The sequence below is a fragment of the Zobellella sp. DQSA1 genome (genome assembly GCF_041950555.1).
Taxonomy (GTDB): Bacteria; Pseudomonadota; Gammaproteobacteria; order Enterobacterales; family Aeromonadaceae; genus Oceanimonas.
Map to the genome: position 1 here is coordinate 2,465,001 of NZ_CP169531.1, position 23,576 is coordinate 2,488,576.

General features: G+C 63.5%; 23 protein-coding genes. 11 read left to right on the forward strand and 12 right to left on the reverse strand.

Annotation, left to right across the window (positions count from 1 at the left end):
• Positions 1 to 238: 238 nt before the first annotated feature.
• Positions 239 to 1,453 (reverse strand): aldose 1-epimerase family protein, encoded by a 1,215-nt coding sequence (locus ACEVBK_RS11955; RefSeq protein WP_375055167.1) that lies wholly within the window; start codon positions 1,451 to 1,453, stop codon positions 239 to 241.
• A gap of 371 nt (positions 1,454 to 1,824) precedes the next feature.
• Between ACEVBK_RS11955 and ACEVBK_RS11960 the strand changes: the two genes are divergently transcribed.
• Positions 1,825 to 2,220 carry a VOC family protein gene (locus tag ACEVBK_RS11960; protein ID WP_375055168.1) on the forward strand — a complete coding sequence of 132 codons (396 nt, stop codon included), beginning with the start codon at positions 1,825 to 1,827 and terminating at the stop codon, positions 2,218 to 2,220.
• A gap of 124 nt (positions 2,221 to 2,344) precedes the next feature.
• Here ACEVBK_RS11960 and ACEVBK_RS11965 read toward each other — a convergent pair whose 3' ends face one another.
• The 3 genes from ACEVBK_RS11965 to ACEVBK_RS11975 all read right to left on the reverse strand — a co-directional run bounded on the left by ACEVBK_RS11965 (position 2,345) and on the right by ACEVBK_RS11975 (position 5,388).
• A complete protein-coding gene (locus ACEVBK_RS11965) occupies positions 2,345 to 3,178 on the reverse strand; it encodes an NRDE family protein (RefSeq protein ID WP_375055169.1) in 834 nt (277 codons plus the stop codon).
• Between the two features lie 66 nt (positions 3,179 to 3,244).
• A complete protein-coding gene (locus tag ACEVBK_RS11970) occupies positions 3,245 to 4,090 on the reverse strand; it encodes a DNA ligase (protein ID WP_375055170.1) in 846 nt (281 codons plus the stop codon).
• An 89-nt stretch (positions 4,091 to 4,179) separates the two neighbouring features.
• The gene (locus tag ACEVBK_RS11975) at positions 4,180 to 5,388 is read right to left on the reverse strand and encodes a CynX/NimT family MFS transporter (RefSeq protein ID WP_375055171.1); all 1,209 of its coding nucleotides are present in this window, start codon (positions 5,386 to 5,388) and stop codon (positions 4,180 to 4,182) included.
• Positions 5,389 to 5,621: 233 nt separating this feature from the next.
• Between ACEVBK_RS11975 and mobA the strand changes: the two genes are divergently transcribed.
• Positions 5,622 to 6,212, forward strand: a complete 591-nt coding sequence (gene mobA, locus ACEVBK_RS11980; RefSeq protein WP_375055172.1) for a molybdenum cofactor guanylyltransferase MobA — start codon at positions 5,622 to 5,624, stop codon at positions 6,210 to 6,212.
• 207 nt (positions 6,213 to 6,419) lie between these two features.
• On the opposite strand, the gene ACEVBK_RS11985 is transcribed toward mobA, so the two are convergent.
• Both ACEVBK_RS11985 and ACEVBK_RS11990 read right to left on the reverse strand, forming a co-directional pair.
• On the reverse strand, positions 6,420 to 6,977 hold the full coding sequence (locus tag ACEVBK_RS11985) for an NAD(P)H nitroreductase (RefSeq protein ID WP_375058560.1): 558 nt from the start codon (positions 6,975 to 6,977) through the stop codon (positions 6,420 to 6,422).
• A gap of 241 nt (positions 6,978 to 7,218) precedes the next feature.
• Entirely contained in the window at positions 7,219 to 9,225 is a 2,007-nt protein-coding gene (locus ACEVBK_RS11990; protein ID WP_375055173.1) for an FAD-dependent oxidoreductase, read from the reverse strand.
• Between the two features lie 165 nt (positions 9,226 to 9,390).
• Between ACEVBK_RS11990 and sppA the strand changes: the two genes are divergently transcribed.
• Positions 9,391 to 11,229, forward strand: coding sequence for a signal peptide peptidase SppA (sppA, locus tag ACEVBK_RS11995; RefSeq protein WP_375055174.1), 1,839 nt, complete (start codon positions 9,391 to 9,393; stop codon positions 11,227 to 11,229).
• Complete coding sequence (gene ansA / locus ACEVBK_RS12000; RefSeq protein ID WP_375055175.1) at positions 11,229 to 12,251, forward strand: asparaginase; 1,023 nt, start codon at positions 11,229 to 11,231, stop codon at positions 12,249 to 12,251. The genes sppA and ansA overlap by 1 nt, the downstream gene beginning before the upstream one ends.
• 302 nt (positions 12,252 to 12,553) lie before the next feature.
• Here the strand turns inward: ansA and ACEVBK_RS12005 are convergent, their stop codons facing one another.
• Positions 12,554 to 13,039: a prolyl-tRNA synthetase associated domain-containing protein gene (locus ACEVBK_RS12005; RefSeq protein WP_375055176.1), complete on the reverse strand. Its 486-nt coding sequence runs from the start codon at positions 13,037 to 13,039 to the stop codon at positions 12,554 to 12,556.
• A 112-nt stretch (positions 13,040 to 13,151) separates the two neighbouring features.
• On the opposite strand from ACEVBK_RS12005, the gene ACEVBK_RS12010 reads away from it, so the two are divergent.
• Positions 13,152 to 14,147: an LLM class flavin-dependent oxidoreductase gene (locus ACEVBK_RS12010; protein WP_375055177.1), complete on the forward strand. Its 996-nt coding sequence runs from the start codon at positions 13,152 to 13,154 to the stop codon at positions 14,145 to 14,147.
• A 3-nt stretch (positions 14,148 to 14,150) separates the two neighbouring features.
• On the opposite strand, the gene ACEVBK_RS12015 is transcribed toward ACEVBK_RS12010, so the two are convergent.
• The gene (locus ACEVBK_RS12015; RefSeq protein WP_375055178.1) at positions 14,151 to 14,453 is read right to left on the reverse strand and encodes a putative quinol monooxygenase; all 303 of its coding nucleotides are present in this window, start codon (positions 14,451 to 14,453) and stop codon (positions 14,151 to 14,153) included.
• Between the two features lie 75 nt (positions 14,454 to 14,528).
• Between ACEVBK_RS12015 and ACEVBK_RS12020 the strand changes: the two genes are divergently transcribed.
• Both ACEVBK_RS12020 and ACEVBK_RS12025 read left to right on the forward strand, forming a co-directional pair.
• The gene (locus ACEVBK_RS12020) at positions 14,529 to 14,939 is read left to right on the forward strand and encodes a VOC family protein (RefSeq protein WP_375055179.1); all 411 of its coding nucleotides are present in this window, start codon (positions 14,529 to 14,531) and stop codon (positions 14,937 to 14,939) included.
• A gap of 103 nt (positions 14,940 to 15,042) precedes the next feature.
• Positions 15,043 to 16,083, forward strand: a complete 1,041-nt coding sequence (locus ACEVBK_RS12025) for a 3-deoxy-7-phosphoheptulonate synthase (protein ID WP_375055180.1) — start codon at positions 15,043 to 15,045, stop codon at positions 16,081 to 16,083.
• On the opposite strand, the gene ACEVBK_RS12030 is transcribed toward ACEVBK_RS12025, so the two are convergent.
• Both ACEVBK_RS12030 and btuC read right to left on the reverse strand, forming a co-directional pair.
• Positions 16,080 to 16,847: an ATP-binding cassette domain-containing protein gene (locus ACEVBK_RS12030; RefSeq protein ID WP_375055181.1), complete on the reverse strand. Its 768-nt coding sequence runs from the start codon at positions 16,845 to 16,847 to the stop codon at positions 16,080 to 16,082. The two genes, ACEVBK_RS12025 and ACEVBK_RS12030, sit on opposite strands and share 4 nt — an antisense overlap.
• Positions 16,834 to 17,871, reverse strand: a complete 1,038-nt coding sequence (btuC, locus tag ACEVBK_RS12035; RefSeq protein ID WP_375055182.1) for a vitamin B12 ABC transporter permease BtuC — start codon at positions 17,869 to 17,871, stop codon at positions 16,834 to 16,836. The genes ACEVBK_RS12030 and btuC overlap by 14 nt, the downstream gene beginning before the upstream one ends.
• 126 nt (positions 17,872 to 17,997) lie before the next feature.
• Here btuC and ACEVBK_RS12040 point away from each other — a divergent pair, with 126 nt between their 5' ends.
• A complete protein-coding gene (locus ACEVBK_RS12040; protein ID WP_375055183.1) occupies positions 17,998 to 18,849 on the forward strand; it encodes a LysR family transcriptional regulator in 852 nt (283 codons plus the stop codon).
• A 52-nt stretch (positions 18,850 to 18,901) separates the two neighbouring features.
• Here ACEVBK_RS12040 and ACEVBK_RS12045 read toward each other — a convergent pair whose 3' ends face one another.
• Both ACEVBK_RS12045 and ACEVBK_RS12050 read right to left on the reverse strand, forming a co-directional pair.
• Complete coding sequence (locus tag ACEVBK_RS12045) at positions 18,902 to 19,681, reverse strand: TSUP family transporter (RefSeq protein ID WP_375055184.1); 780 nt, start codon at positions 19,679 to 19,681, stop codon at positions 18,902 to 18,904.
• Between the two features lie 135 nt (positions 19,682 to 19,816).
• Positions 19,817 to 20,074: a hypothetical protein gene (locus ACEVBK_RS12050; RefSeq protein ID WP_375055185.1), complete on the reverse strand. Its 258-nt coding sequence runs from the start codon at positions 20,072 to 20,074 to the stop codon at positions 19,817 to 19,819.
• Positions 20,075 to 20,353: 279 nt separating this feature from the next.
• On the opposite strand from ACEVBK_RS12050, the gene msrA reads away from it, so the two are divergent.
• From msrA to ACEVBK_RS12065, 3 genes are read left to right on the forward strand one after another with little or no spacing between them, the layout of a single operon-like run.
• Positions 20,354 to 20,968 carry a peptide-methionine (S)-S-oxide reductase MsrA gene (gene msrA / locus ACEVBK_RS12055; protein ID WP_375055186.1) on the forward strand — a complete coding sequence of 205 codons (615 nt, stop codon included), beginning with the start codon at positions 20,354 to 20,356 and terminating at the stop codon, positions 20,966 to 20,968.
• Positions 20,969 to 20,970: 2 nt separating this feature from the next.
• The gene (msrB, locus tag ACEVBK_RS12060) at positions 20,971 to 21,441 is read left to right on the forward strand and encodes a peptide-methionine (R)-S-oxide reductase MsrB (RefSeq protein WP_375055187.1); all 471 of its coding nucleotides are present in this window, start codon (positions 20,971 to 20,973) and stop codon (positions 21,439 to 21,441) included.
• Positions 21,442 to 21,450: 9 nt separating this feature from the next.
• Positions 21,451 to 23,559: a putative bifunctional diguanylate cyclase/phosphodiesterase gene (locus ACEVBK_RS12065; RefSeq protein WP_375055188.1), complete on the forward strand. Its 2,109-nt coding sequence runs from the start codon at positions 21,451 to 21,453 to the stop codon at positions 23,557 to 23,559.
• Positions 23,560 to 23,576 lie beyond the last annotated feature (17 nt).

The window sequence follows — 23,576 nt, forward strand, 5'->3', positions numbered from 1 at the left end:
GAGCATGGGCTCTGGCAACGTTGAGCTCCGGCCGCCTGGCAAGGTCAGTCACGGCGACGGCTACCCTGTATGCATGCGGCTTCGCCGCCATTCCACGGCCGAACGTATCCTGGGTAAAGCAAGGACGACGCCTGAGCGGCCTGTGCCCAGGATAAACTGAAGGGACGTTCATTTAAAAAGGCGTTCTCGATGAGAACGCCTTTTGGTTATGCCGCCGACCCAGACGGGATAGCGATTATCAGGGAAGCGCCACCAGCGGCTCTTCACGCAACGCGGTGTCCTGACCGCCCTGAATAGCCTCGACCTTGTCCAGTGCCTGCCGGGTGTCCGACCGACTCTGCAGCAGGGTGTAGGTCAGGTTGAACGCTTTGGTTTCTCCCGGCTTGATGGTGGGTACCAGCCCCAGCGGACGCTGGTACTTGGTGTTATAGGCAAAGCTGGTGCCAGGCTCAATACCGGTGACGTAGCCCTGCTTGAGGGTATCGGTGTTTTTCCACAGGGTCAGTACCGGCAGCTCGGTCACGTTAAACCCGACCGCCACGCCCTGATCACCGGCGGCGTTATGCAGTACCGCCAGCGTGTTACCGTTTTCGTCGGCGTTCGGCATGATGTTGAAGACCATCTCATCAAAGTCCTTGGTCGGCCCCAGGTAGGTCTGCCAGTCTTTCAGCCCCGCCTTGGCATAGTCATTGAAAGGAGACACCTCTTTAGCCGGAGCGGAGAACTTGGCCCCTTTTTCCAGGATCGGGGTGCCGAAGTTGCCGTGGTAGATGATCTGGTACTCGTTTTCATAGTCGGCCAGGTTGGTCAGTTCGTCATGCAACGCAAAGCTGTTCTCGCCCGGTATCACCGTTAGTGTCATTTCGGTTTTGAGATCGCTGAATTTGAACGTCTTTTCAGAGACTTCACCGGAAACATGGATGGCGTACGGCGGCTGCTCGTCAATCACCACCTTGACCATCGAGGCCGGGGTATTCTGTACCCGTCCGTGGAGGCTCTTCAGGAAGCCGTCATCATCGACCCCCGGGTGGCCGGTCCACTCATAGCCGCAGCGCACCAACATCTCGTTGAAGCCGTCCAGCCAGCCCAGCCCATTACGGCTCTCCAGATCGATGAACGCCGGGTTGACGATCTCCTTGACCGGCGACGTCCAGCCCAGGCGCAGGTCGCCGCTTTTCACCTCGTAAATCCCCATCCCCCGGGTCGGCACCAGGGTAATTTCCATCACGCCGTTATCGATAACGATGATGTCTACGCCGGCCTGCTTGCCGCCGAACAGTCGCTTCTTCTCGACCGTGAAGGGAGCCGGGCTGTCAATTCCCAGATCGCCGTTGGAGATCTGCCAGTTGCCGACATCACTCCCGGCGCTAGCATCGGTCAGTATGAATTCCGCAGCCTGGCTCGGCAACGACCCCATGGCCACCAGCAATGCAAGCGAGGTTTTCTTAAGCATATTGACTCCCTATCAGAAACAATTGACCAGATGAAAAACCAGGACACCACCCCCAGATATAACGGGGCGTTACCAAGAACAAGTGAATCGATTCAGCTGGATTCAGTCTAGTCCCGGTGAAGGGCTTTTCAATCCGCCGGAAAACAAACTGTGATGGCCGCGTCCTTTTTTTGAACTTTGGGTCACCAGCCTGAGAGCTGACTCACATATCAGCACAGAACAAAAGCGGGGAGCGCTGTGCCCACTCCTTCGAGCACCGCCATGTGCTGAGCGGACGCATGACGCAGCAGCTCACGCAGAGATGGTTGCACCTGGCAAAACGGCAGCGGGATGATATGTTAAACAGCACAGCATAAGGAGGAGATAGATTTATGATGGCCTACACCATGGTTGGCACAAGGGATCTGGAAAAAGCGTTGAGGTTTTACGCTCCCCTTTTTACCGAAATGGGGTTGGACGTTTGCTGGAAAGACGATGTCTCCATTTCGTATGGGAAAGCCGATGACTTGAACTTTCCAAGATTTTTTGTTGGCTATCCCTTTGATGGCAATGAGGCCAGTGTGGGGAACGGTGCCATGACTGCGTTTCAATTTCCTGCTCCCGAAAAGGTCGACAAGTTATATGGGGTTGCGATAAATAACGGAGGCAGTGACGAGGGTGCTCCCGGTTATCGACCTCGGTATGGGGATGGTTTCTATGCGGCATATGTTCGCGACCCGGATGGCAACAAGCTGGCATTCGTTGTCTATTCAAAAAAAGATGCGTGACAAGGCCGTTAAATTCGTTTCGTGGCAAAACTTAATTTCCGAAGCACCCCAATAACAGGCAATGGCAGCGATCCAATTTCGCCGCACGCAGCAGTCGGAGGTAGGCCAGCGGCCCAGCCGGTGTTCAGCCCGCCTGGTCTGTGCACAACAGTCCTGAGTCCGGCTCGGCCCCGATACCAAGCGATAATTGCAGCCGGCACAGGGTGTCCGGCTGCAGCGCCCGGCCCTGGCGCTCGTCGTTGAAGCCCAGCTCCAGGGCGCTCAGGGTGCCGTCGTCGGCCAGGCTCACCAGGGTCTGGGACCGGGTGCCGTAGCCGGGGTGCACGATAAACACCGCCGACAGCGCCCGCTCCCACTCAAGAGTGATGCCGGTGTCCGGCAGCGCCTCGTCCGCCGCCCGTGTCTTGTCGCCCAGCAGGGCCAGGGCCTCGGCTTCGTCATGGTGGGTGGCAAGATGCGCCAACCCCTGTTTCAGCCGCTCCACCTTGGGCCAGGGGCTGTCCAGTACGGCGTTGGACAGGCCATAAAGTCCGGGCGCCAGCGGGCGGGCATCGGCGCCGGGCCGGTTACCGCCGTACCAGAGTTCTCCCCCGATCAGATCCCCCACCAGCAGGTTGAAGCCCTGGTAGGCATGGCCCCGGGCCATCACTCCCGCCATATAGTCCTGCGGGCTCAGGCTGCCGGTCAGAAAATCCGCCACCAGCTCGCCCCGGGAGCGGGCATCCGCCAGGGGCGCGGCCCGGCCGTCCCTGTGGTTGGTGATGGCGGCCAGGCGACCGCCGCGCGTCAGCCCCAGCCAGCTGCCGCCCGCCTGCAGATCCCGCCCGCCCCAGATATGGGGATGATCCGGCCACCACTGGGCCGGGGCCGTGGGCCGGTGGTAGAATTCGTCACGGTTGGCGAGCAGCAGCAGCGGCCGTCGGCCCCCCGGCTGCCAGGAAAAGGCGATAAGGCACAAGGTGCGGATCCTCGGTTCGATGGCGTTGCCTTCTACCTTACCCCCGGGCAGGCAGCGGCGCCAGCCTCAGGGCTGCCCGGGCTCCTCGTTTCTCACCCGCAGGAAGCTGGCGAAACGGGGCAGGCCGGTGGCGGTTTCGCCCCGGTGGCGGTAAGTAACGGTTGCGCCCGGCGCCGGCGGGCGGCGGCGCTGCTCGTCGCTGAAGCCGGTGCCCAACCGGAAGCGCCGGCCGTCCGGGGTTTCCACCAAGAGCGCGCCCAGCATGCCTTCATATTTGCCCTGGCCGGGCAGGTGCGCCAGCACCACCGCCTCGGCGTCCTGGCGGCGTGTAAGCTTGAGCAGATCCTCGTTGCGCCCCGGCAGGTAATGGCTTTGCCGGTGGCGCAGCATCAGCCCCTCCCCGCCGCCGGCTTCCACTTCCTCCAGCCAGGCCGCCAGTGCAGCCCGGTCCGGCACCCGCCGCTGTTCCACCAGCTCGAGGTGGGGAGACGAAAGGGTGGCGACCAGGGCCTGCAGTGCCGAGAGCCGTGCCTCGAAGGGCAGTTCGCTTGCAGGCAAGTCGAACACCATAAAGCGCAGCTGCCGCCATTCGGCCTCGATGGGCGTGAAACGGCGCACCGCGGCGGACAGCTCGTTGAAGCGGCCCCGCCCCAGCCACAGCTCGCCGTCGAGCGGGGTGGCGGGAAAGCCGGCCACAAACCAGCCCGGCACCGAGAAACGGTGACCGCCACGAGACAGCAGCTCGCGGCCGTTCCAGTAGGCGCGCACCCCGTCGAGCTTTTCGCTCACCCGGTAAAGGGCCGTGTCCTGCTGTTGATACACCCCTGCCAGTTGCAGCGGCGGTAGTGTCAGTGCCGGCGCCTCGGTGGCAACCCACACCAGGCCCAGGGGCAGCAGCAATGCATGTTTCATAAGGGTTCCTCCCTGCCTGAGACCAAGCATAGGCGGGTGCTTGCCCCATTGACCCCTTTCGCATGCAGAATCCCCCTAAGGGAGTAAGCCTAACGCTCCTGGTCCGGCACCACCGTTGCCGGGCGGGCCGCAACCCAGCCGAAGCAGGCCTGGAAGAATTGCAACGCCAGCATGGTAAGCAGGGCCCATTGCCAGGCGCCGCTGATATCCCGCAGCAAGCCGAGAGAAAAGGGCCCCAGGGCCGCCAGCAGATAGCCGATGCTCTGGGCCATGGCGGAAAGCGCCGTGGCCTGGGCGGTATTGGCGGCCCGCAACACGAAAAACGACAGCGCCAGGCTGAGCGAGCTGCCGCAACCCATGCCGATAAGCGAGGCCCACAGCAAGGGTGCCGCCGCCGGTTGCCACCACAGGCCGGCCACCCCGGTGAAGGAGGCGGCAAAAATCCCCAGCACCAGCAGGCGCTGGCTGCGCATCTTGGCCGCCAGTATGGGCACGAACAGGTTGAAAGGAATGCTCACCAGGTTGATCAGGGCGGTGGCGGTACCGGCCTGGTGGGCGTCCAGGCCGCTTTCCAGCAGGATCTTGGGCAGCCAGATGGCCATGGAATAAAAGTAGAAGGACTGCAACCCCATGTAGAGGGTGATGGCCCAGGCCATTCTGTCCCGCCACAGGCTGACCCGCAGCGGGTTGCTGGGCCGGCCCACCCCTTTCACCTTCAGCATGGGCAGCCAGAACAGCAGGCAGAACAGAGGCAACAGTGCCCACAGCGCCACTGGATAGCGCCAGTTGCCGAATTGCTCCATCAGCGGCACCGCCAGATAAACACCCAGGCCCGCCCCCAGGCTGAGGGTCACCGAGTAGAGGCCGGTCATCAGTCCCACCTGGCGCGGAAAGAAGGACTTGACCAGGCCGGGGATCAGCACGTTGAGCACGGCGATGGCCGAACCCAGCAGCAGGGTACCGAGGATCACCAGCGGGAACTGCTCGAGCAGCCGCAAGGCGACGCCGAGGCTGATCACCATCAGGCCGGCAATGGCCAGGTACTGGGGCGCCCAGCGCCGGGTCAGCCAGGGTACGCAGATGGACACGATACCGAAGCAGATCAGCGGCAGCGTGGTGAGCAGGCTGAAGGCACTGGCGCTGATGCCCAGCGCCTCGCGGATTTCCACCACCAGGGGACCCATCACCACCAGGCCGCCGCGCAGGTTGGCGGCCGCCAGCATCAGCGCCGCAATGGCGAGGGCGGCAACGAGGGGGCGGCCGCTGAAGGGGCCACCGGGCAGGTTTTTTATTGTCATTATCATGGCCTTAGCTGGTGCCGATACCGGAAAACCAAAGGCAGCCTGGCCTTGCAAGGGGCCGGGGCCTTGGCATTGACTCGCCGGTTATCTTTTTGTCGGGCCCCCATGTTAGGAGCAGGCGTCGTTAAGGGCAAGCAACATAAAAATGCCATTTGTTTGACGTAAACCCTGCTCTTGGCGGGGTTAAGCGGTTAATATTAATAAAGAAAGCCGTCATAGTTGGGAGCAGTATGCTGGATCCGAGAGAGATTACCGCCGTTATCCTTGCCGGAGGCGAAGGGCGCCGCATGAACGGCGCCGACAAAGGATTGCTGCCGTTGTGGGGCAAGCCGTTGGTAATCCATGTGCTGGAACGGCTCAAACCCCAGGTAGGAGAAGTATTGATCAACGCCAATCGCAACCTGGGCGAATACCGCAAGCTGGCACCGGTGGTGCGGGACGACGGCTACGGCTATGTGGGCCCCCTGGCCGGATTCGAGGCCGGGCTGACCCATGCGCCGAGCGAGTGGGTGCTGTTCGTGCCCTGCGACAGCCCCTTGGTGCCGCGCGATCTGGCCAGCCGGCTGTGCAGCGCCGTGCAGCGCCATGATCAGATAGCGGTGGTGGACGACGGCACCCAACTGCATGCCGCCACTGCCCTGCTGCACCAGTCGCTGCTGCCTTCCCTGTGCAACTACCTGGACGGCGGCGATCGCAAGCTGCAGCTGTGGTACGAACGCCACCAACTGGTGCCGGTGGACTTCAGCGACGAGGCCGGCGCCTTTTTCAATCTCAATACCAGCGAGGCGCTGGCCCTGCTGGAGCAAAAAGGAAGGGGCTGAGTCGTCCCCGGACTGGACTACCGACAGCCCCTGATGTTGCTACCGTGCTCCCGCGCTCCTCTCATCACTCCCGCGTCCACTCTCGTCACTCCCGCGCAGGCGGGAGTCCATGCGCGCCTGCAGACCAGACGGCGTCATCCGGGCCTGTGCCCTGGATGCCCGCCTTCGCGGGCAAGACGGTGATCGGGGGCTGAGTCGCCCCACCCCTTACTCCTGGCCGAAATGGCGCACAAACTGGGCCGGATCCCGTTCCGGCAGCTTGCGCACTTCCACCAGCGGGGTGCCCAGGTACAAAAAGCCCACCAGTTGATCCTGCTCGCCCAGGCCGAGCCGGCTGTGAATGGAACGATCGAAGATAAACCAGCCGGAGCGCCAGATACCGTTGAAGCCCTGGGCCTGGGCCGCCATCTGCATCGCCATCAGGGCGCAGCCGGCGGACAGCTGCTGTTCCAGTTCGGGTACCTTGTCGTGGGATTGAACCTTGGCTGCCACGGCGATCACCATGGGCGCGCGCAGGGGAGCATTACGGGCCTTGTCCACCGCCTCGGGTGCCTCGCCCCTGACCTCGGCGGCCGAGGCCAGGATGTCTCCCAGCCGGTCGCGCTGCTCACCGGTAAAGACGATAAACTCCCAGGGAGTCAGCGCCGCATGATCCGGGGCACGCAGCCCGGCCTTGAAAATGGTGTCCAGTTGCTCGCCCGCCGGGGCCGGCTCGGCCAGGCGGGGGCAGGAATGGCGGTTCAGTAACAGTTCCAGTGCGTCCATCATTTCACTCCAGATTGCAATGGCGCTACCTTAACAGCCGACCGGAACGGAGCAAAGCAAAAAAGAGGCATTCTCAAATGGCCGCTGCGGGCCCGGCGGCCTTGGTCTGCCGTCACTCCCGCGCAGTCGGGAGTCCATGTGCGCCTGCAGACCGGGCGGTGTTATCCGGACCAGTGCCCCTGCCCCGGGTGTCCGCCTTCGCGGGCATGACCACGGGGCTGATGCAGATCGGCCGGGTGGCTCAAATCCCCGCCGCCAGCACCGCGCCCTGGCGGATGGCGCGCTTGGCATCCAGTTCCGCCGCCACGTCGGCGCCACCGATCAGGTGTACCTTGCAGCCCCTGGCCTCCAGCGCCGCCTGCAGGGTACGCTCCGGCTCCTGGCCGGCGCAGACGATGATGTTGTCCACCGCCAGACAGTAGCTTTCGCCGTCCTTCTCGATATGCAGGCCGGCGTCGTCGATACGCTGGTAGCTTATTCCCCCCCACATCTGCACCCCGTGGTGGCGCAGGCTGGCCTTGTGGATCCAGCCGGTGGTCTTGCCCAGACCCTTGCCCGGGTTGCCGGCCTTGCGCTGCAGCAGCCAGACCCGGCGACCGGGGGCGACCGGCGCCGGCGTCATCAGGGCACCCGGCTCCCGGTAATCTTTGTCGATGCCCCACTCCGCCAGCCAGTGTTCGGTGCTCTGGGCCGGGGTGGCCACCAGGTACTCGGCCACATCGAAGCCGATGCCGCCGGCGCCGATGATGGCGACCCTCTCCCCCACCGGGGCATGCCGCGCCAGCACGTCCAGGTAGCTCAGCACCCTGGGATGATGGATACCCTCTATCTCCGGGGTGCGCGGGCGGATGCCGGTGGCCAGCACCACCTCGTCGAACTCCGAAAGCAGCTCGGGCGTGGCCTCGATGCCCAGGCGCAGGCTCACCTCGCTTCGCGCCAGCCGCTCCCGGAAATAACGCAGGGTCTCGTAAAATTCCTCCTTGCCCGGGATTTGCTTGGCATAGTTGAACTGGCCGCCGATGTCCGCTGCCCGGTCGAACAGGGTCACACTGTGGCCGCGTGTCGCCGCCTCGCAGGCGAAGCTCATGCCCGCCGGCCCCGCGCCCACCACCGCCAGCCGTTTGGGGGCGGCCGTGGGCAGAAAATTCAGCTCGGTCTCGTGGCAGGCCCGGGGGTTGACCAGGCAGGAGGCGCGTCGACCCTTGAAGATATGATCCAGGCAGGCCTGGTTGCAGGCGATACAGGTGTTGATGAGCTCGGGCGTGCCCGCCGCCGCCTTGGCGATGAAGTCCGCATCCGCCAGGAAGGGCCGGGCCATGCACACCAGATCCGCCTGGCCGCCGGCCAGTATGGTTTCCGCTACCTCGGGGGTGTTGATGCGGTTGGTGGCCACCACCGGCACCGACAGCGCCTGGCGCACCCGCTCGGTAACCCAGCTGAAGGCGGCCCGGGGCACGCTGGTGGCGATGGTGGGCACCCGCGCCTCGTGCCAGCCGATGCCGGTGTTGATGATGGTCACCCCGGCCCGTTCCAGGGCCTGGCCCAGGGCGATCACCTCTTCCAGGCTGGAGCCCTGTTCCACCAGATCCAGCATCGACAGCCGGAAGATGATGATGAAATCCTCGCCCACGGCGGCACGCACCGCCCGCACCGTCTCCAGCGGGAAGTGGTTGCGACGCTCGGCGTCGCCGCCCCAGCCATCCTCCCGCCGGTTGGTACGGGCGCAGATGAACTGGTTGATAAGGTAGCCCTCGGAGCCCATGATCTCGACCCCATCGTAGCCGGCCTCCCGCGCCAGGCGGGCGGTATTGGCGAAGTCGTCGATGCAGTTGCGGATTTGACGCTCGCTCATCACCGCCGGCTTGAAGGGGCTGATGGGCGCCTGCTCGGCGGAAGGCGCCTGCAGGAAGGGATGGTAGGCATAGCGCCCCGCGTGCAGGATCTGCAGGGCAATTTTGCCGCCCTCTTGGTGCACGGCCCCGGTCACCAGACGGTGTTTGGCCAGTTGCCAGGGAAAGCTGAGCTGGGCCGCGTGGGGCATCAGCCGGCCACGGAAGTTGGGGGCGATGCCGCCGGTGATGATCAGCCCCACCCCGCCCCGGGCCCGTTCCCGGTAAAAGGCGGCCAGCTTCTTGAAGCCGCCCTTCTCTTCTTCCAGGCCGGTGTGCATGGAGCCCATCAGGACCCGGTTTTTCAAGGTGGTGAAGCCCAAATCCAGGGGCGCCAGTAAATGGGGGTAACGGCTCATGATCCCTCCGCCGATAAATGCCGAAATGACCTGTTCAGGCTAATGGATTAAAACACCTTTTTCAAACACTTGTTTTACATTCGGTGATCATGGCATCCGTGGTATTGTGCCGCCGCTCACGTCATAATAGGCCGATTCGACAATTTTTCTTGTTAAGGCGTCGCTATGTGGTCTGCCATCAAATGGTTTTTCCGCACCCTGGGCCGGGTGCTGAATGCCATTCGCATGTTGATTATCAACCTGATTTTTCTGGTCATTCTGGTCTCTTTTTTTCTGATCTTCACCGCCAAGGAAGAAACACCCCGGCTGCCGGACAGCGCCGCCCTCAGCCTCACCGTCACCGGCCCCGTCCTGGAGCAGGACGATCCGGTCAGTCCGCGCCGCCTGGCCCAGAAATGGCTGGCCGGCGACACCACGCCGCCGCCCATGACCCTGGGCCAGATCAAGGAAGCCCTGGATCGGGCCCGCAACGACGACCGCATCGGTGCCCTGGTGCTCAGGCTGCAGAACATGACCGAGTCCAGCCTGACCAAGCTGGATGAGATCGGCGAGGCCATAGAAGGGTTCAAGACCTCGGGCAAACCGGTGTACGCCATCGGCGACTATTACACCCAAAGCCAGTACTACCTGGCCGCCCACGCCGACGAGATCCTGCTCAACCCGGCAGGCGCCGTGACCATCCAGGGCATGGGCGTGTACCGGCTGCACTACAAATCGGCCTTCGAACGCTTCAACATCACTCCCCATGTGTTCCGGGTCGGCACCTACAAGTCCTTCGTGGAGCCCTACCTGCGTGACGACATGTCGGCAGAAAGCCGGGAAGACACCCTGCGCTGGCTGAACCAGCTATGGCAGCACTACCAGAACAACATCGTTACCCTACGCGGCATCCCGGCCGACCACATCAGTCCGGACAAGGACCAGTTGCTGAGTCGCTTCCGCGCCGCCGGCGGCGATCCGGCCCGCTACGCCCTGGAGCTGGGCCTGGTAGACCGCCTCGCCAGCCGCACCGAGATGCTGGAAACCGTGGCCGAGCAGGTGGGCTGGGACAGCCAGGCCAACCAGTACATGGGCGTGGAGCTCCCCACCTATCTGAACCGCAGCGAGCGGCGGCGCCACAGCGCTCCGGCGGTGGGCCTGATCACCGCCAGCGGCGCCATCATGAGCGGCGAGGCCGGCAGCCACACTATCAACGACGAGTACATCAGCCAACTGGTGGAGGAAGCGCGCCTGGATGCGGATATCCAGGCCCTGGTGCTGCGCATCGACAGCCCCGGCGGCAGCGCCTTCGCTGCCGAGCAGATCCGCACCACCCTGCTGCAGTTCAAAAGCAGTGGCAAGCCGCTGGTGGTGTCCATGGGTGGTACCGCTGCCTCCGGCGGCTACTGGATAGCGGCGGACGCCGACCGGATCTACGCCGCCCCCACCACCCTCACCGGCTCCATCGGCGTGTTCGGCCTCTTCCTCACTTTCGAGGAGGCCTTCGAGAAGCTCGGCCTCAACACCGACGGTGCGGGCACCACCGACTTCGTCGGCGCCGGCCTCACCACCGGCCTGCCCGAGCATACCAAGGAGCTGATCCAGCTCGGGGTGGAGCATACCTATGAGCAGTTCGTAAGCCTGGTGGCCAAGGGCCGGGGCATGAGCCCCGAGCAGGTGGAACGCGCCGCCCAGGGCCATGTATGGACCGGTACAGACGCCAAGGAACTGGGCCTGGTGGACGAACTGGGCTACCTGGACGACGCCCTGGCCGGTGCCGCCGAACTGGCCGGCCTGCCGGAATTCAGGGTCAAGCCGGTGCGGCTGCAACCCTCCGCCAAGGAAATGCTGCTGGAGCAGCTGCTGCTCGACTCCGGCGCCACCCTGAGCGGCCTGATGCAAAGCGCCCTGCCCGCCGCCCTGCGCCCGGCCGGTGAGCAGTTGGGCCGGGAGCTGTCCGCCCTGGCCCGGTTCGACGACGTCAAGGGTCAGTACGTGCTGTGCGTGGAATGCCAGGAGTTCTGATGAACAAGAAGAAGATTTATATCGCCTACACCGGCGGCACCATCGGCATGCAGAAATCCGCCAAGGGCTATGTGCCCCTGGCGGGCTTTATGACCGACAGCCTGGCCAACACCCCGGAGCTGCACCGTCCGGAAATGCCCGATTACCATATCCACGAGTACGATCCGCTGATCGACTCCTCGGACATGACGCCCGCCGACTGGCAGCGCATCGCCGACGACATCAGGGCCAACTACGACCGGTACGACGGCTTCGTGGTACTGCACGGCACCGACACCATGGCCTTCACCGCCTCGGCACTGTCGTTCATGCTGGAGGATCTGGAAAAGCCGGTGATCGTTACCGGCTCCCAGATCCCGCTGGTGGAACTGCGCTCCGACGGCCGCAACAACCTGCTCAACGCCCTCTACATCGCCGCCGAGTACCCCATCCACGAGGTCGGCCTGTTCTTCAACAACCGCCTCTATCGGGGCAACCGGGCCAGCAAGGTGCACGCCGACGGCTTCAACGCCTTCGACTCCCCCAACTTCCCGCCCCTGCTCAACGCCGGCATCCATATCAGCCTGGGGGCGGGCGAGCTCGGCACCACCACCGGCAAGTCGCTGACGGTCAGCCCCATCACTCCCCAACCCATCGGGGTGGTCACCCTGTATCCGGGTATTTCCGCCGAGGTGATAGGCAACCTGCTGCGCCAGCCGGTGAAGGCGCTGCTGCTCTTATCCTACGGGGTGGGCAACGCCCCCCAAAACGACGCCATGCTCGGGCTGCTGGCCGAGGCCTCAGCCCGGGGCGTGATCATCGTCAACCTTACCCAGTGCCTGCGCGGCTCGGTCAACATGGAAGGCTACGCCACCGGCCACGCCCTGGCCGAGGCCGGGGTGATCTCCGGTTTCGACATGACCACGGAAGCGGCGCTGACCAAGCTGCACTACCTGCTCAGCAAGAAGCTGCCGCCGGAAAAAATACGCGAGCTGATGGGCCGTAATCTCAGGGGCGAACTAAGCCCGGCGGGACAGCCTTAAGCCGGACTTTTGGTCACAAGTCCGGCTGCCTGATTTGACGTAGAGAAGAGGCAAGTCCTGTTAGCCCCAACGCCGTCTGAGGGTGATGCCAGCAGGCAGCTGCGGGCAATAGGGAGGACAAAGGGCGCAGCGAAGCCGGCCCTCCGCGCCAGGGAGGACGCGGCGGAGCCCCCATGGATGGGTTTACGGCGTGCCGGAGGAGGAGTGCGCTTTGGCCGATTTTTTATGCCTGTTTAAAAGTCAGCAACAACGTGTGACCAAGAGTCAGGCTGGACGCTGGACGATAATGGCTGACAAGACGGTTAACACTCCGGCACCGCCAGCCAGTGGATCCGGTGGCCGGTACACTCGGCGAAACGCAGCAGATCGGCGCGGCCCAGCAACAGGGTGGCGGTGTTACGCAGAGGATGGCAATGAAAGTTGTCCCCGTCTTTCAGATCTTCATCCAGCCACAGCTCCACCTGTTGCTCCCCGTCGTTCACCAGCGCCAGCACCGACACATGGCCAGGGGCCACGCCCAGGTAGCGTTGCAGCCGTTCGGCCGAGGCGAAGCCCAGCCGGGACCAGCCCACCCGGCGGGACAGGGCCTTGAGATCCACCTGCTTGTCGGGCCGGGTCAGCAGCAGGGCGTGGCGGCGGCCGTAGTTGTCGCGCAGGAACAGGTTCTTGAGCCGGGTGCCGGGCCTGCCCACCAGCAGCCGGTCGGCGTCGTCGCAGCTGTGCAGCGGCGGGTGCTCAATCAGCGGCGGTCGTATCTGCCAGCTGGCCAGTCGCGCCATGATGTCCATGATTCTTCTCCATTTTTCAACCATCGGCATAAGATATGCCGTCTTTGGATAGCGGATGCCGGCGAAATATGTTGTTATCGAGCCATTGTTTCAATTGATACCATAACCATTTATGAGCCTATTATCCAAGGTCAGACTGTCCATCCTGGACCTGGTGCATATCCGTACCGGTTTCGATGCCGCCGACGCCATCTCCAACTCGGTCGCCCTGGCCCGCCATGTAGAGGGCCTCGGCTTCGAGCGCTTCTGGCTGGCCGAACACCACAACCTGGACGGCATCGCCAGCTCCGCCACCGCCGTACTGGTGGGCCATATCGCCGGCCAGACTTCCCGTATCCGGGTCGGCTCCGGCGGTATCATGCTGCCCAACCACCCGCCGCTGGTGGTGGCCGAGCAGTTCGGCACCCTGGCCACCATGTACCCGGGTCGTATCGATCTGGGACTGGGCCGGGCCCCGGGCACGGATCAGGACACCATGCGCGCCCTGCGCCGACGGCCGGAAGACGGCGAGGACTTCCCCGAGCAGGTACAGCAACTGCAGCAGTTGCTGGGACCGGCCCGCCACGGCCAGAAGCTGATGGCCATTCCCGGCGCCGGCACCCAGGTGCCCATCTGGCTGCTCGGCTCCAGCCTGTTCAGCGCCCAGCTGGCGGCACAACTGGGTCTGCCCTACGCCTTCGCCTCCCACTTCGCGCCGCGCATGCTGCATGAGGCGGTGGCCATCTACAAAGACCAGTTCCGGCCCTCGGCGGTGCTGGCCAAGCCCTACCTGATGCTGGGCGTGCCGACCATCGTGGCCGGCACCGACCGGGAAGCCGAGTTCCTGGCCAGCACGGCGCAGCAGAAGGTACTGTCGCTGCTGCGCGGCGACACCCGCATGCTGCAGCCGCCGGTCACCGACATGGCAGATCGCTGGCTGCCCCACGAGCAGCGCGGGGTGGACGGCTTCCTCGGCGCCGCCGTGATCGGCAGCCCGGCTCGGGTGGCGCAGCAGCTGGAAGTGCTGCTGGCCCGGACCGGCGCCAACGAACTGATGGTGGTGTCCGATATCTACGATCAGGGCGCCCGCCACCACAGCCTGTCACTGCTGGCGGGTCTGGTGGGGTGAGGATTACCGCGCCGGATTGACCGCCAACACCCCGGCACGGATCACCGATTGCTCGGCGATAAGCGGGTTGACCACGGCGCGGCTGGCCTGGTAGTGCGGGGTTTCCTTGTGGGCCGCCAGGGCCACTTCATCCTGGTAGATCTCGTACAGCCAGAACAGCTCGGGATCCGCCTTGTCCTGCAGCACGTCGAAGGTGTGGCAACCGGGCTCGTCGCGTACCGAGGCGGCGGCATTGGGCAGCATGGCATCGAGAAAGGCCTGGGTGGTGCCGGGCTTGAGCTTGGTTTTGACAATAATTGAATACATTGTAAACTCCATTTGTTTATTTTAATTAAACAAACAGTACACAATATTTTCAGTAAAGAGACAAGGAGCCCCGCCATGGAAAGACCCGGTCGTTTCAACGGCATGCGCCATATCGCCTTCACCATGCCCAACCTGGAAGAATGCGTGCAGTTTTACACCGAGATCATGGGCATGGAAATACTGAACCGGGCCCATGAGGATCTGGTGTACCTTACCTGCGGCAACGACAACCTCTCCCTGGGCCGCGCCGACCTGCCCGCCAGCGGTGTGCAGCGCATGGATCACTTCGGCTTTATCGTGGATACCAAGGAAGAGCTGGACCGGTGGTATCTGTACTTCAAGAGCAAGGGCGTGACCCTGCTGGACCGGCCCTTCGACCACAGCGACGGCGCCCGCAGCTTCCACATCACCGATCCCGCCGGCAACGTGATCCAGCCCCTCTACCATCCGGCCATCTCCGGCCAGCGCTTCAGCCGGCCGGAATAAATTCCGTTTTATCCCTTCGCCGTGGTTTTCCCTGCCACGGCTTTCCGTTATGGTAAGGACATAGTGCCTACGCACCCCCGTTTTCCCGTATTTAGAGAGACCTATGTCCTTGCATACCGATGAACTGAGAAGTCGCCGGCTGGCAGCCCTGATCACGCCGCACCAACTGAGCGAACAATACCCCCTGTCCGACGCCATGGCCGGGACGGTGCTCGATGCCCGGGCCGAGATCGAAGCCATCCTCACCGGCAACAGCGACAAGCTGCTGGTGATCATCGGCCCCTGCTCCATCCACGACCCGGCCGCCGCCCTGGCCTATGCCGAGCGCCTGGCCCCCCTGCGCGCCCGCTATGCCGACAAGCTGTGCATCGTGATGCGCACCTACTTCGAAAAGCCGCGCACCATAGTGGGCTGGAAGGGGCTGATCAACGATCCGCACCTGGACGGCAGCTTCGACGTGAACACCGGTTTGGGCCTGGCACGCAAGCTCTTGTGCGACATCAATGCCTTAGGGCTGCCCACCGCCACCGAATTCCTGGATATGGTGACCGGCCAGTATATCGCGGACCTGATCAGCTGGGGTGCCATCGGCGCGCGCACCACCGAATCCCAGGTGCACCGGGAAATGGCCTCGGCCCTGTCCTGCCCGGTGGGCTTCAAGAATGGCACCGACGGCAATATCCAGATTGCCCTGGACGCGGTGCGAGCGGCAAGCCATCCCCATATCTTCTGTTCGCCGGACAAAGACGGCCGCATGACCATCTACCAGACCGACGGCAATCCCTACGGCCACCTGATCCTGCGCGGCGGCAAAGAGCCCAACTACGATGCGGACAGCGTGGCCCGGGCCGCCGCGGGGCTGGCACAGGTCGGCCTTTCGCCCCGCCTGGTGGTGGATCTGAGCCACGGCAACAGCCTCAAGCAACACCAGCGCCAGTTGCTGGTGGCGGAAGACATCTGCCGCCAGCTGCGCCAGGGCAGCCGCTCTGTCGCCGGCATCATGGCCGAGAGCTTTATCGAGCCGGGCCGCCAGGAGGTGGTGAACGGCAAGGCCGAGGTGTTTGGCCAGAGCATCACCGACGCCTGCCTGGGCTGGGAAGACAGCGAACGACTGCTGGACATGCTGTATCAGGCTGGAGGCTAGAAGCTGGAAGCTTCAGTGTCCGGCAGCAGCAGCCGGGCGCCGTCTTGCTCCAGCAACCGCACCCTGACGCCGAACACCTCGGCAATCAACTCCGGCGTGATCACCTCGGGCCCGCCCCGGGCGGCAAGCCGCCCCCGGTGCAGGCACCAGATTTCGTCCGCGTACTGGCAGGCCAAGTTGATATCGTGGATGGAAGCCACCACCGCCAGCCCCCGGTCGGCATAACGACGCAGCAGGCGCAGGGTGGCGAGCTGGTGCTGCCAGTCGAGTCCCGCCAGAGGCTCGTCCAGCAGCAGCAGGGCGCCGTCCGGATTCACTTTGGGATCCACCTGCAGCAATGTCCTGGCGATCAGCAGCCGCTGCTGCTCTCCCCCCGACAGGCTGGTCAACGGGCGGGCATAGAGGCTGTCCAGCCCCAGCGGGGCACCGAGCCCGGCCATGGCCAGGCACACCGCCTCGCTGACCCCGCCCACCGGCTCGGCGGCCAGCGCCAGCAGTTCGTAACCCCGCAAGCCTTGGGGTAGCTGGGCCTGCTGGGCCAGCATGGCCCTGTGCCGGGCCAGTTCGCTCAAGTCAAAGCCATGCAGATCCTTACCCAACAGCCGCACCCGGCCCTGGCCTTCGTTCAGGCCGGCCGCTCCCGCCAGCAGGCTGGATTTGCCGCTGCCGTTGGGGCCGATCAGCAAGGTCAGGATGCCCGCCCTGAACTCGCCGCTGACCGGGCCTACCCGGCCGGCCAGGACAAACTGCTCAAGTTCCAGCATAACGACGTACCAGCAACCAGATGAATACCGGAGCACCCAGGGTGGCGGTCACGGCCCCGATGGGCAGTTCGCCCACGGCCAGCGTCTGGCGCGCCGCCACATCGGCCAGGGTCAGCAGTGCGGCCCCCGCCAGCACCGAGGCCGGCAGCAGGAAACGCTGCTGGCCGCCCACCAGCAGCCGCAGCAGATGCGGCACCACCAGGCCGATAAAACCGATGACCCCGGCCATGGCCACACAGAAGGCGGTGAGCAGGCACACCGCCAGCACCAGTCGGGGCCGCAGCCGGTGCACGTCGAGCCCCAGCAACCGGGCCTGGTTTTCTCCCAGCGCCAACATATCAAGTCGCCGCCCCTGCATCGTCAACCAGCCCAGGGTCAGCAGCGCCGGCCACCACCACCAGAACGACAACTGCTGGCCGTAGCCCAGGCTGCCCATCATCCAGAACAGAAAAGTACGCAGCGAAGCATCGTCGGCCAGGTACAGCAGCCAGGTAATAATGGCGTTGGCGAAAATACCCACCGCCACCCCGAACAGCAGCAAGGCGCCCTGGCCCAGGCGGCGCCGGGCCAGGGCCAGCAGCAGCAGGGTCACCACCAGGGCCCCGGCAAAGGCCGCCAGCGACAGGCTCCAGTAGGGCAGTTGCAGGCCAAAATGGGTCGACAATGACAGCGTCAGTACCGCCGCCAGGCTGGCGCCACTGGAAATACCCATCAGCCCCGGCTCGGCCAGGGGATTGTGCAACAGCACCTGCAGCACGGCGCCGCACAGGGCCAGGCTGGCCCCCACCAGCACCGCCAGAAGGGTGCGCGGCAGGCGCAGTTGCCAGAATACCTGCTGCTCCAGGGCCGATACCGGCCGCCACAGCGCCTCGATACCCACCCCTACGGCGCCCAGTTGCAGGCTGAGCAACACGGCCAGCAACAGGGCGGCCCCCAGCCCCAACAGCCAGTAACGGTATTTATATTGTTGTTGGATCAGCAGTGCACTCAGCACGGTGGGATCTCGTCGGCATAAAAAGGCCATGGTATCACCCTTGGCGGAGCGGAAAAACACAGGACGGGTTCCGTACCGGGCCGCTCCTGATGGCGGCCTGCGTTGTACGTTAAAGGCTGTTACACTGGAATATTCCCAATCGGAATAGGTACCCGCATGCTACTCGAAGGACTGGAAACCCTCACCCTGCTGGCCCAGGAAAAGACCATGGGCAAGGTGGCCGGCCGGCTGTACATTACCCAGTCGGCGGTGAGCAAACGGATCAGCAACCTGGAAGCACGCCTCGGCAAGAAACTGGTGGAGCCGGACGGCCGCCACCTGCGGCTTACCCCCGATGCCCAGGCTCTGCTGGAGCGTATCGGCCCCAGCCTGAACGAACTCAGGGGCCAGCTGTTCGACAGCCAGCACCTCACCGATGAGAGCCCCTTGGCCATCGCCTGCTCGGAAACCATCCTGGCAGGCTACCTGGGGCCCCTGCTCAACCGCTATCTGCGCCGCGACCCTTATCTGCAGTTTTCCACCCACCACACCCCGGTGATCCTGGAGCGAGTGCGCGCCGGCGATGCGGCGCTGGGGGTCTGTGCCGGAGAAATCCTCCATGCCCGGGGACTGGAAGTGGTGCCGTTGCTGGAAGAAGAAATGGCACTGGTATCCCCCGCGCCGCCCGCCTTCGGCCGGCCGTTGGCGGTGGTAACCATCGATCTCGGCAACCCGGCCAACCGCTACCTGGAGCACCGGCTGCGCAGCGCCGGGCTCATTCCCTGGATGCAGATGGACTCCTACTTCGCCGCCGCCGAACTGGGTCGGGCCGGGGTAGCGCCGGCGGTGGTGCCGCTCGGGGTGGCCCGGTTGATGGGTATAGACGCCGCCCTGCTGCACTCCCCGCCCGAAGGGGCCCGCCTGACCCGGCCGGTCAGCCTGGTGTTCCGGCCCAGCTCCCGCAAGCGGGAACGGCTGGCCAGCCTGATCGATGTGCTGGAGCGGCACTTCGCCGAGCTGGCAAGATAGGGCGGGTGTGGCGCAGGGTCCGTTGCAACGGCCCCACCCATCATCGACGCCCCTACCCCACCCAGGCGAACCACTCCGGGTGCTGCTGCCACAGCAGCCGTACCGACATCACCAGCGACACCGTTACCAGCATGGGGCGAATAATGGAAGTCCCCCTGGTCACTACCATCTTCGAGCCCAGCCGGGCACCGACAATCTGGCCGAGCGCCATAGACAGACCGACGACCCAGGCCACCTGGCCACCCAGGATAAAGAACAGCAAGGACGCGATGTTGGAGGTAAAATTCAACAGCTTGGTATGGGCGGTCGCCCTGGCCATGCTGAAACCGGCCAGGGCGATAAACCCTAAGGCAAAGAAGGAACCGGTGCCGGGGCCGAAGAAGCCGTCGTAAAAACCCACCCCGGTGCCCACCAGCAGGGCGAAGGGGATCATGCCGAGGCGCCGATGGCGATCTTCGTCCCCTATCCGGGGTGAAAACAGGAAGTAAAGGGCGAAAGCCGCCAGCAGGAAGGGCAGCACCTTCTGCAACAGGCTGGCGTCGATGCGCTGTACCAGCAGGGTGCCCAGCACGCTGCCGACAAAGGTACAGGCCACCGCCCATTTCATGCTGCGCCAGTCGATAAGGCCCCGCCGCAGGTAATAGAGGGTGGCGGAAAAGGCGCCGAAGCTGCTCTGCAGCTTGTTGGTGGCCAGGGCCATGGTCGGCGGCATGCCGGTGGCCAGCAGCGCCGGTATGGTGATAAGGCCACCGCCGCCGGCGATGGCATCGATAAAGCCGGCCAGCAGGGCGGCCAGGGCCAGCAGCCCCAGGGTGAGTAAGTCCAGTTCCATTATTATCCCGTACAGCAACAAGAAGGCGCCCAGCCTAACAGCACGGGCGGATGGGCAACAGCGAAACCCCGGACTAATATCTATTCCTTTTATTCATCAAAGAAAACTGCGAGTACAGCTTTCAGGCAGTCGTCGTCATACGCGGCCTGCGAGTTGAGCCAACTCCGACAAATGCTGTGAGACGGCTTGCCTGACTGCCAGCAACGATGCGGGAATGCTAGCGACGTATCCGCCGATTTCCCCAAAGAATACCGCTTTCTCTGGAGCACTAATGAGGGCAGCGATAACGCCACCAATGAACCCAAGCAAAAAGCCGCCAGTCAAACCATAAATAAAGACACGCCAACAAATACTCCACCAGACTGGCAGCGTCTCTTTCCATGTGATGTTCATAATATTTTCCTTATAACCCAGCGGATAATGGCAGAGGATAACGCAGGGGCAAACAAAAACAATTTCCAAATGAGACCAAAATAGGTCACTTGCATCGCACTATACGAAAACTTGATCTGACCGGCTCTGAACAGACTGCTCCCACCCATATCGTGCGAAGCCCGGCCCACCCGAGCGCTCCTGGACTGTCATCCCATTCCCTCACTAACTCCCCACACGGCCTTGTCCCGGCCTCTCGCTGTGGTAACTTAAGCCCCGTACCCACGAGGAGATAATAAAATGACGGATTCCGTACTGAGTCTGCTGCCCAATGACTTTCCCGATGCCGACGACCGCACCTTTATCAATACCGGGGTGCGCCAGCTGGTGCTGGCCGGCGGCTGTTTCTGGTGCACCGAGGCGGTCTATCGCCAACTGGACGGGGTGCTGGGTGTCGTGTCCGGCTATGCCGGCGGCACTGCGGACACGGCCGACTACGACAGTGTCTGCAGCGGTACCACCGACCATGCAGAGGTCATTTGCATCGAATACGACAGCGCCCAGATCGGCCCCGCTACCCTGCTGAAGGTGTTCTTCGGTATCGCCCACGATCCTACCCAGCTCAATCGCCAGGGTAACGATCTCGGTCGCCAGTACCGTTCGGCGGTGTTCTACCGGGACGACAACGAACGGCGCCTGGCGGCGGACTATATCGCCCTGCTGGAAGAGCAAGGGGTGTTCAAGGCTCCCATCGTCACCACGCTAGAGCCGCTGGATGCGTTTTATCCAGCCGAGGGCTATCATCAGAACTACGCGGCGGCACATCCCAATCAGCCTTATATCGCCGCCGTCGCCCAGCCCAAGGTAGCCAAGGTGCAGCATTATTTTAAACACCGGTTGAAAAAGGATCTGTAATCATGGCGCAAACTCCCAGTCCCTACGATCTCAGCCCGCCCAGCGACGAGCAGCTGCAGCAGCTGGCCGACGCCCTGAGTCCGGAAGAGCGGCGCATCCTGCTCAACCAGGGCACGGAACCTCCCTTCTGCGGAGGCCTGCTCGACAACCATGAAGAAGGCAGTTATGTGTGCCGGCTGTGTGCCCTGCCGCTGTTTTCCTCTGCCTGCAAGTTTGAGTCCGGCTCAGGCTGGCCCAGCTTTTATGCGCCTTACCATCCGGACCATATCCGCGAGCTGGTGGATCTGGGCCACGGCATGCGCCGAGTCGAGATCCGCTGTGCCCGCTGCGACGGCCACATGGGCCATGTGTTTCCCGACGGTCCCGCCCCTACCGGGCTGCGCTACTGCCTGAATTCGGCCTCGCTCAGTTTCTGCGGCGATGGCGAGCCCAAGCCGGATCCGCTCCGGCGGGGAGAACGCGACTTTTTATAGGAGAGCGCCATGGCGGACGGCAGCGGTACCGAAGGCAGGTTCGAGCAACTCAAGCAGGTCCTGAGTAACAGTCCGCTGCTGGTCAACGGTTTCGACCGGCAGGGTCGCTGCGTCTTGTGGAACCATGAATGCGAGCGGTTGTTCGGCTGGCGGTTTGATGAGCTGGTCCGGCACCCGGAGCCCCTTGCCCTGCTGTATCCGGACGATGCCATCCGTCAGTCGGTAAAAAACACCTTTAGCACCGAGTCCGGCTCCCGTTTTTGCGAATGGGCGCCCCTCACCCGCCAAGGACGCTCCCTGCCCAGCCTGTGGGTCAACATTGCCCTGCCCGATGGCGAGCTGATCTGCATCGGCCACGATATCAGCGAGCAGAAAAAAGCCGAAACCCAACTGCAACTGGCCGCCCGGGTGTTTGAATGCAGCTACGAAGGCATTCTGATCACCGATGCCGATAACCGCATCATCCGGGTCAATCCCGCCGTTACCCTGATCACCGGTTACAGCACCGAGGAGCTGCTCGGCCAGTCTCCCGCCCTGCTCGCCTCGGGGCGCCACAGCGCCGATTTTTTCGAGGCCATGTGGCACAGCCTGCATACGGAGGATCACTGGCGGGGCGAGATCTGGAATCGGCGTAAAAACGGCGAAATCTATCCCCAGCTACTGGCCATTTCCGCCCTGCGCAACCGCGACGGGCAGATCAGCCACTATGTGGCCGTGTTCAGTGACATCAGCCAGCTCAAGGCCGATGCGGCCGAGCTGGAGCAAATCGCCCAATACGATGCCCTCACCGGCATTCCCAACCGCCGGCTGCTGGCCGACCGACTGCTCCAGGCCATGGCCCGCACCAAGCGCCAGGGCAGTCAGCTGGCGGTATGCTACCTGGATCTGGACGGCTTCAAACAGGTCAATGATGAACACGGCCATCCCGCCGGGGATCAACTGTTGATCGAAATCAGCTGCCGTCTCAAGCACATACTGCGTCAGTACGACACCCTCGCCCGGCTCGGTGGCGACGAATTCGCACTGCTGTTCGCCGAACTGCAGCACAGCGAGGATCTTCACCCCATCCTGACCCGGGTGCTGGAAACGATAACTACCCCGATAGAGCTGGCCGATGGCCAGGCCCGGGTCTCGGCCAGCATCGGCGTAACCTTTTACCCTCACGACGACAGCAATGCCGACCTGCTGCTGCAGCATGCGGATCAGGCCATGTACCAGGCCAAGCAGGCCGGCAAGAACCGCTATCAGTTTTATGATCTCGAGCAGCAAACCGAACAACTGAACCGCCACCACCAGTTGAAAGTCATCGAACAGGCCCTGCAACACCAGGAGTTCGTGCTTTATTACCAACCCAAGGTGGACCTGCTCAACGGCCAGGTGATCGGACTGGAAGCCCTGATCCGCTGGCAACACCCGCAGTTGGGCCTGCTGGTACCCGCCGCCTTTCTTTACCAACTGGACGGCAGCCGCCTGGAGTGGACCCTGGGTCAATGGGTGATCAATTCGGTGCTGCAACAGATTGCCGACTGGCAACAACAGGGGCTGGATCTGACCGTCAGCCTCAATATCAGCGCCGATCACCTGCTGCAACCGGACTTTGCCGATCACCTGAAAATGTCCCTGCAACACTACCCTCAGGTATCCCCCGCCAGCCTGGAGCTGGAATTCCAGGAAATTGCCGCCATTCGCCAACTGGAGCAGCTCATCCGGGTGCTGGAGCAGTGCCACCAACTCGGGGTGCAAATCGCCCTGGACAATTTCGGCACCGGGTTGTCCGCCCTCTCCTTCCTGCGTCAGTTGCCGTTGGACATTTTGAAACTCGATCACAGCTTTGTCAGCGACATGCTCACCAACGACGAGGATCTCAGCCTGGTCAGCAGCGTACTGCACCTGGCCCGCACCTTTCATCACCCGGTGGTGGCGGAAGGGGTAGAAAGCCCCGAGCTCGGTGCCCTGCTGCTCAAACTGGGGTGCCGCTTCGCCCAGGGTTACGGCATCGCCGAACCCATGCCGGCAGGACTGGTTCCCGCCTGGATCGACAACTGGCACGGCAAGGGGCTCTGGGCCGATCTGACCAGCCACTTCGGCCCGGACCAGACGATGAACTCACGCGAATAAATCCGCGTCTGCGAGGG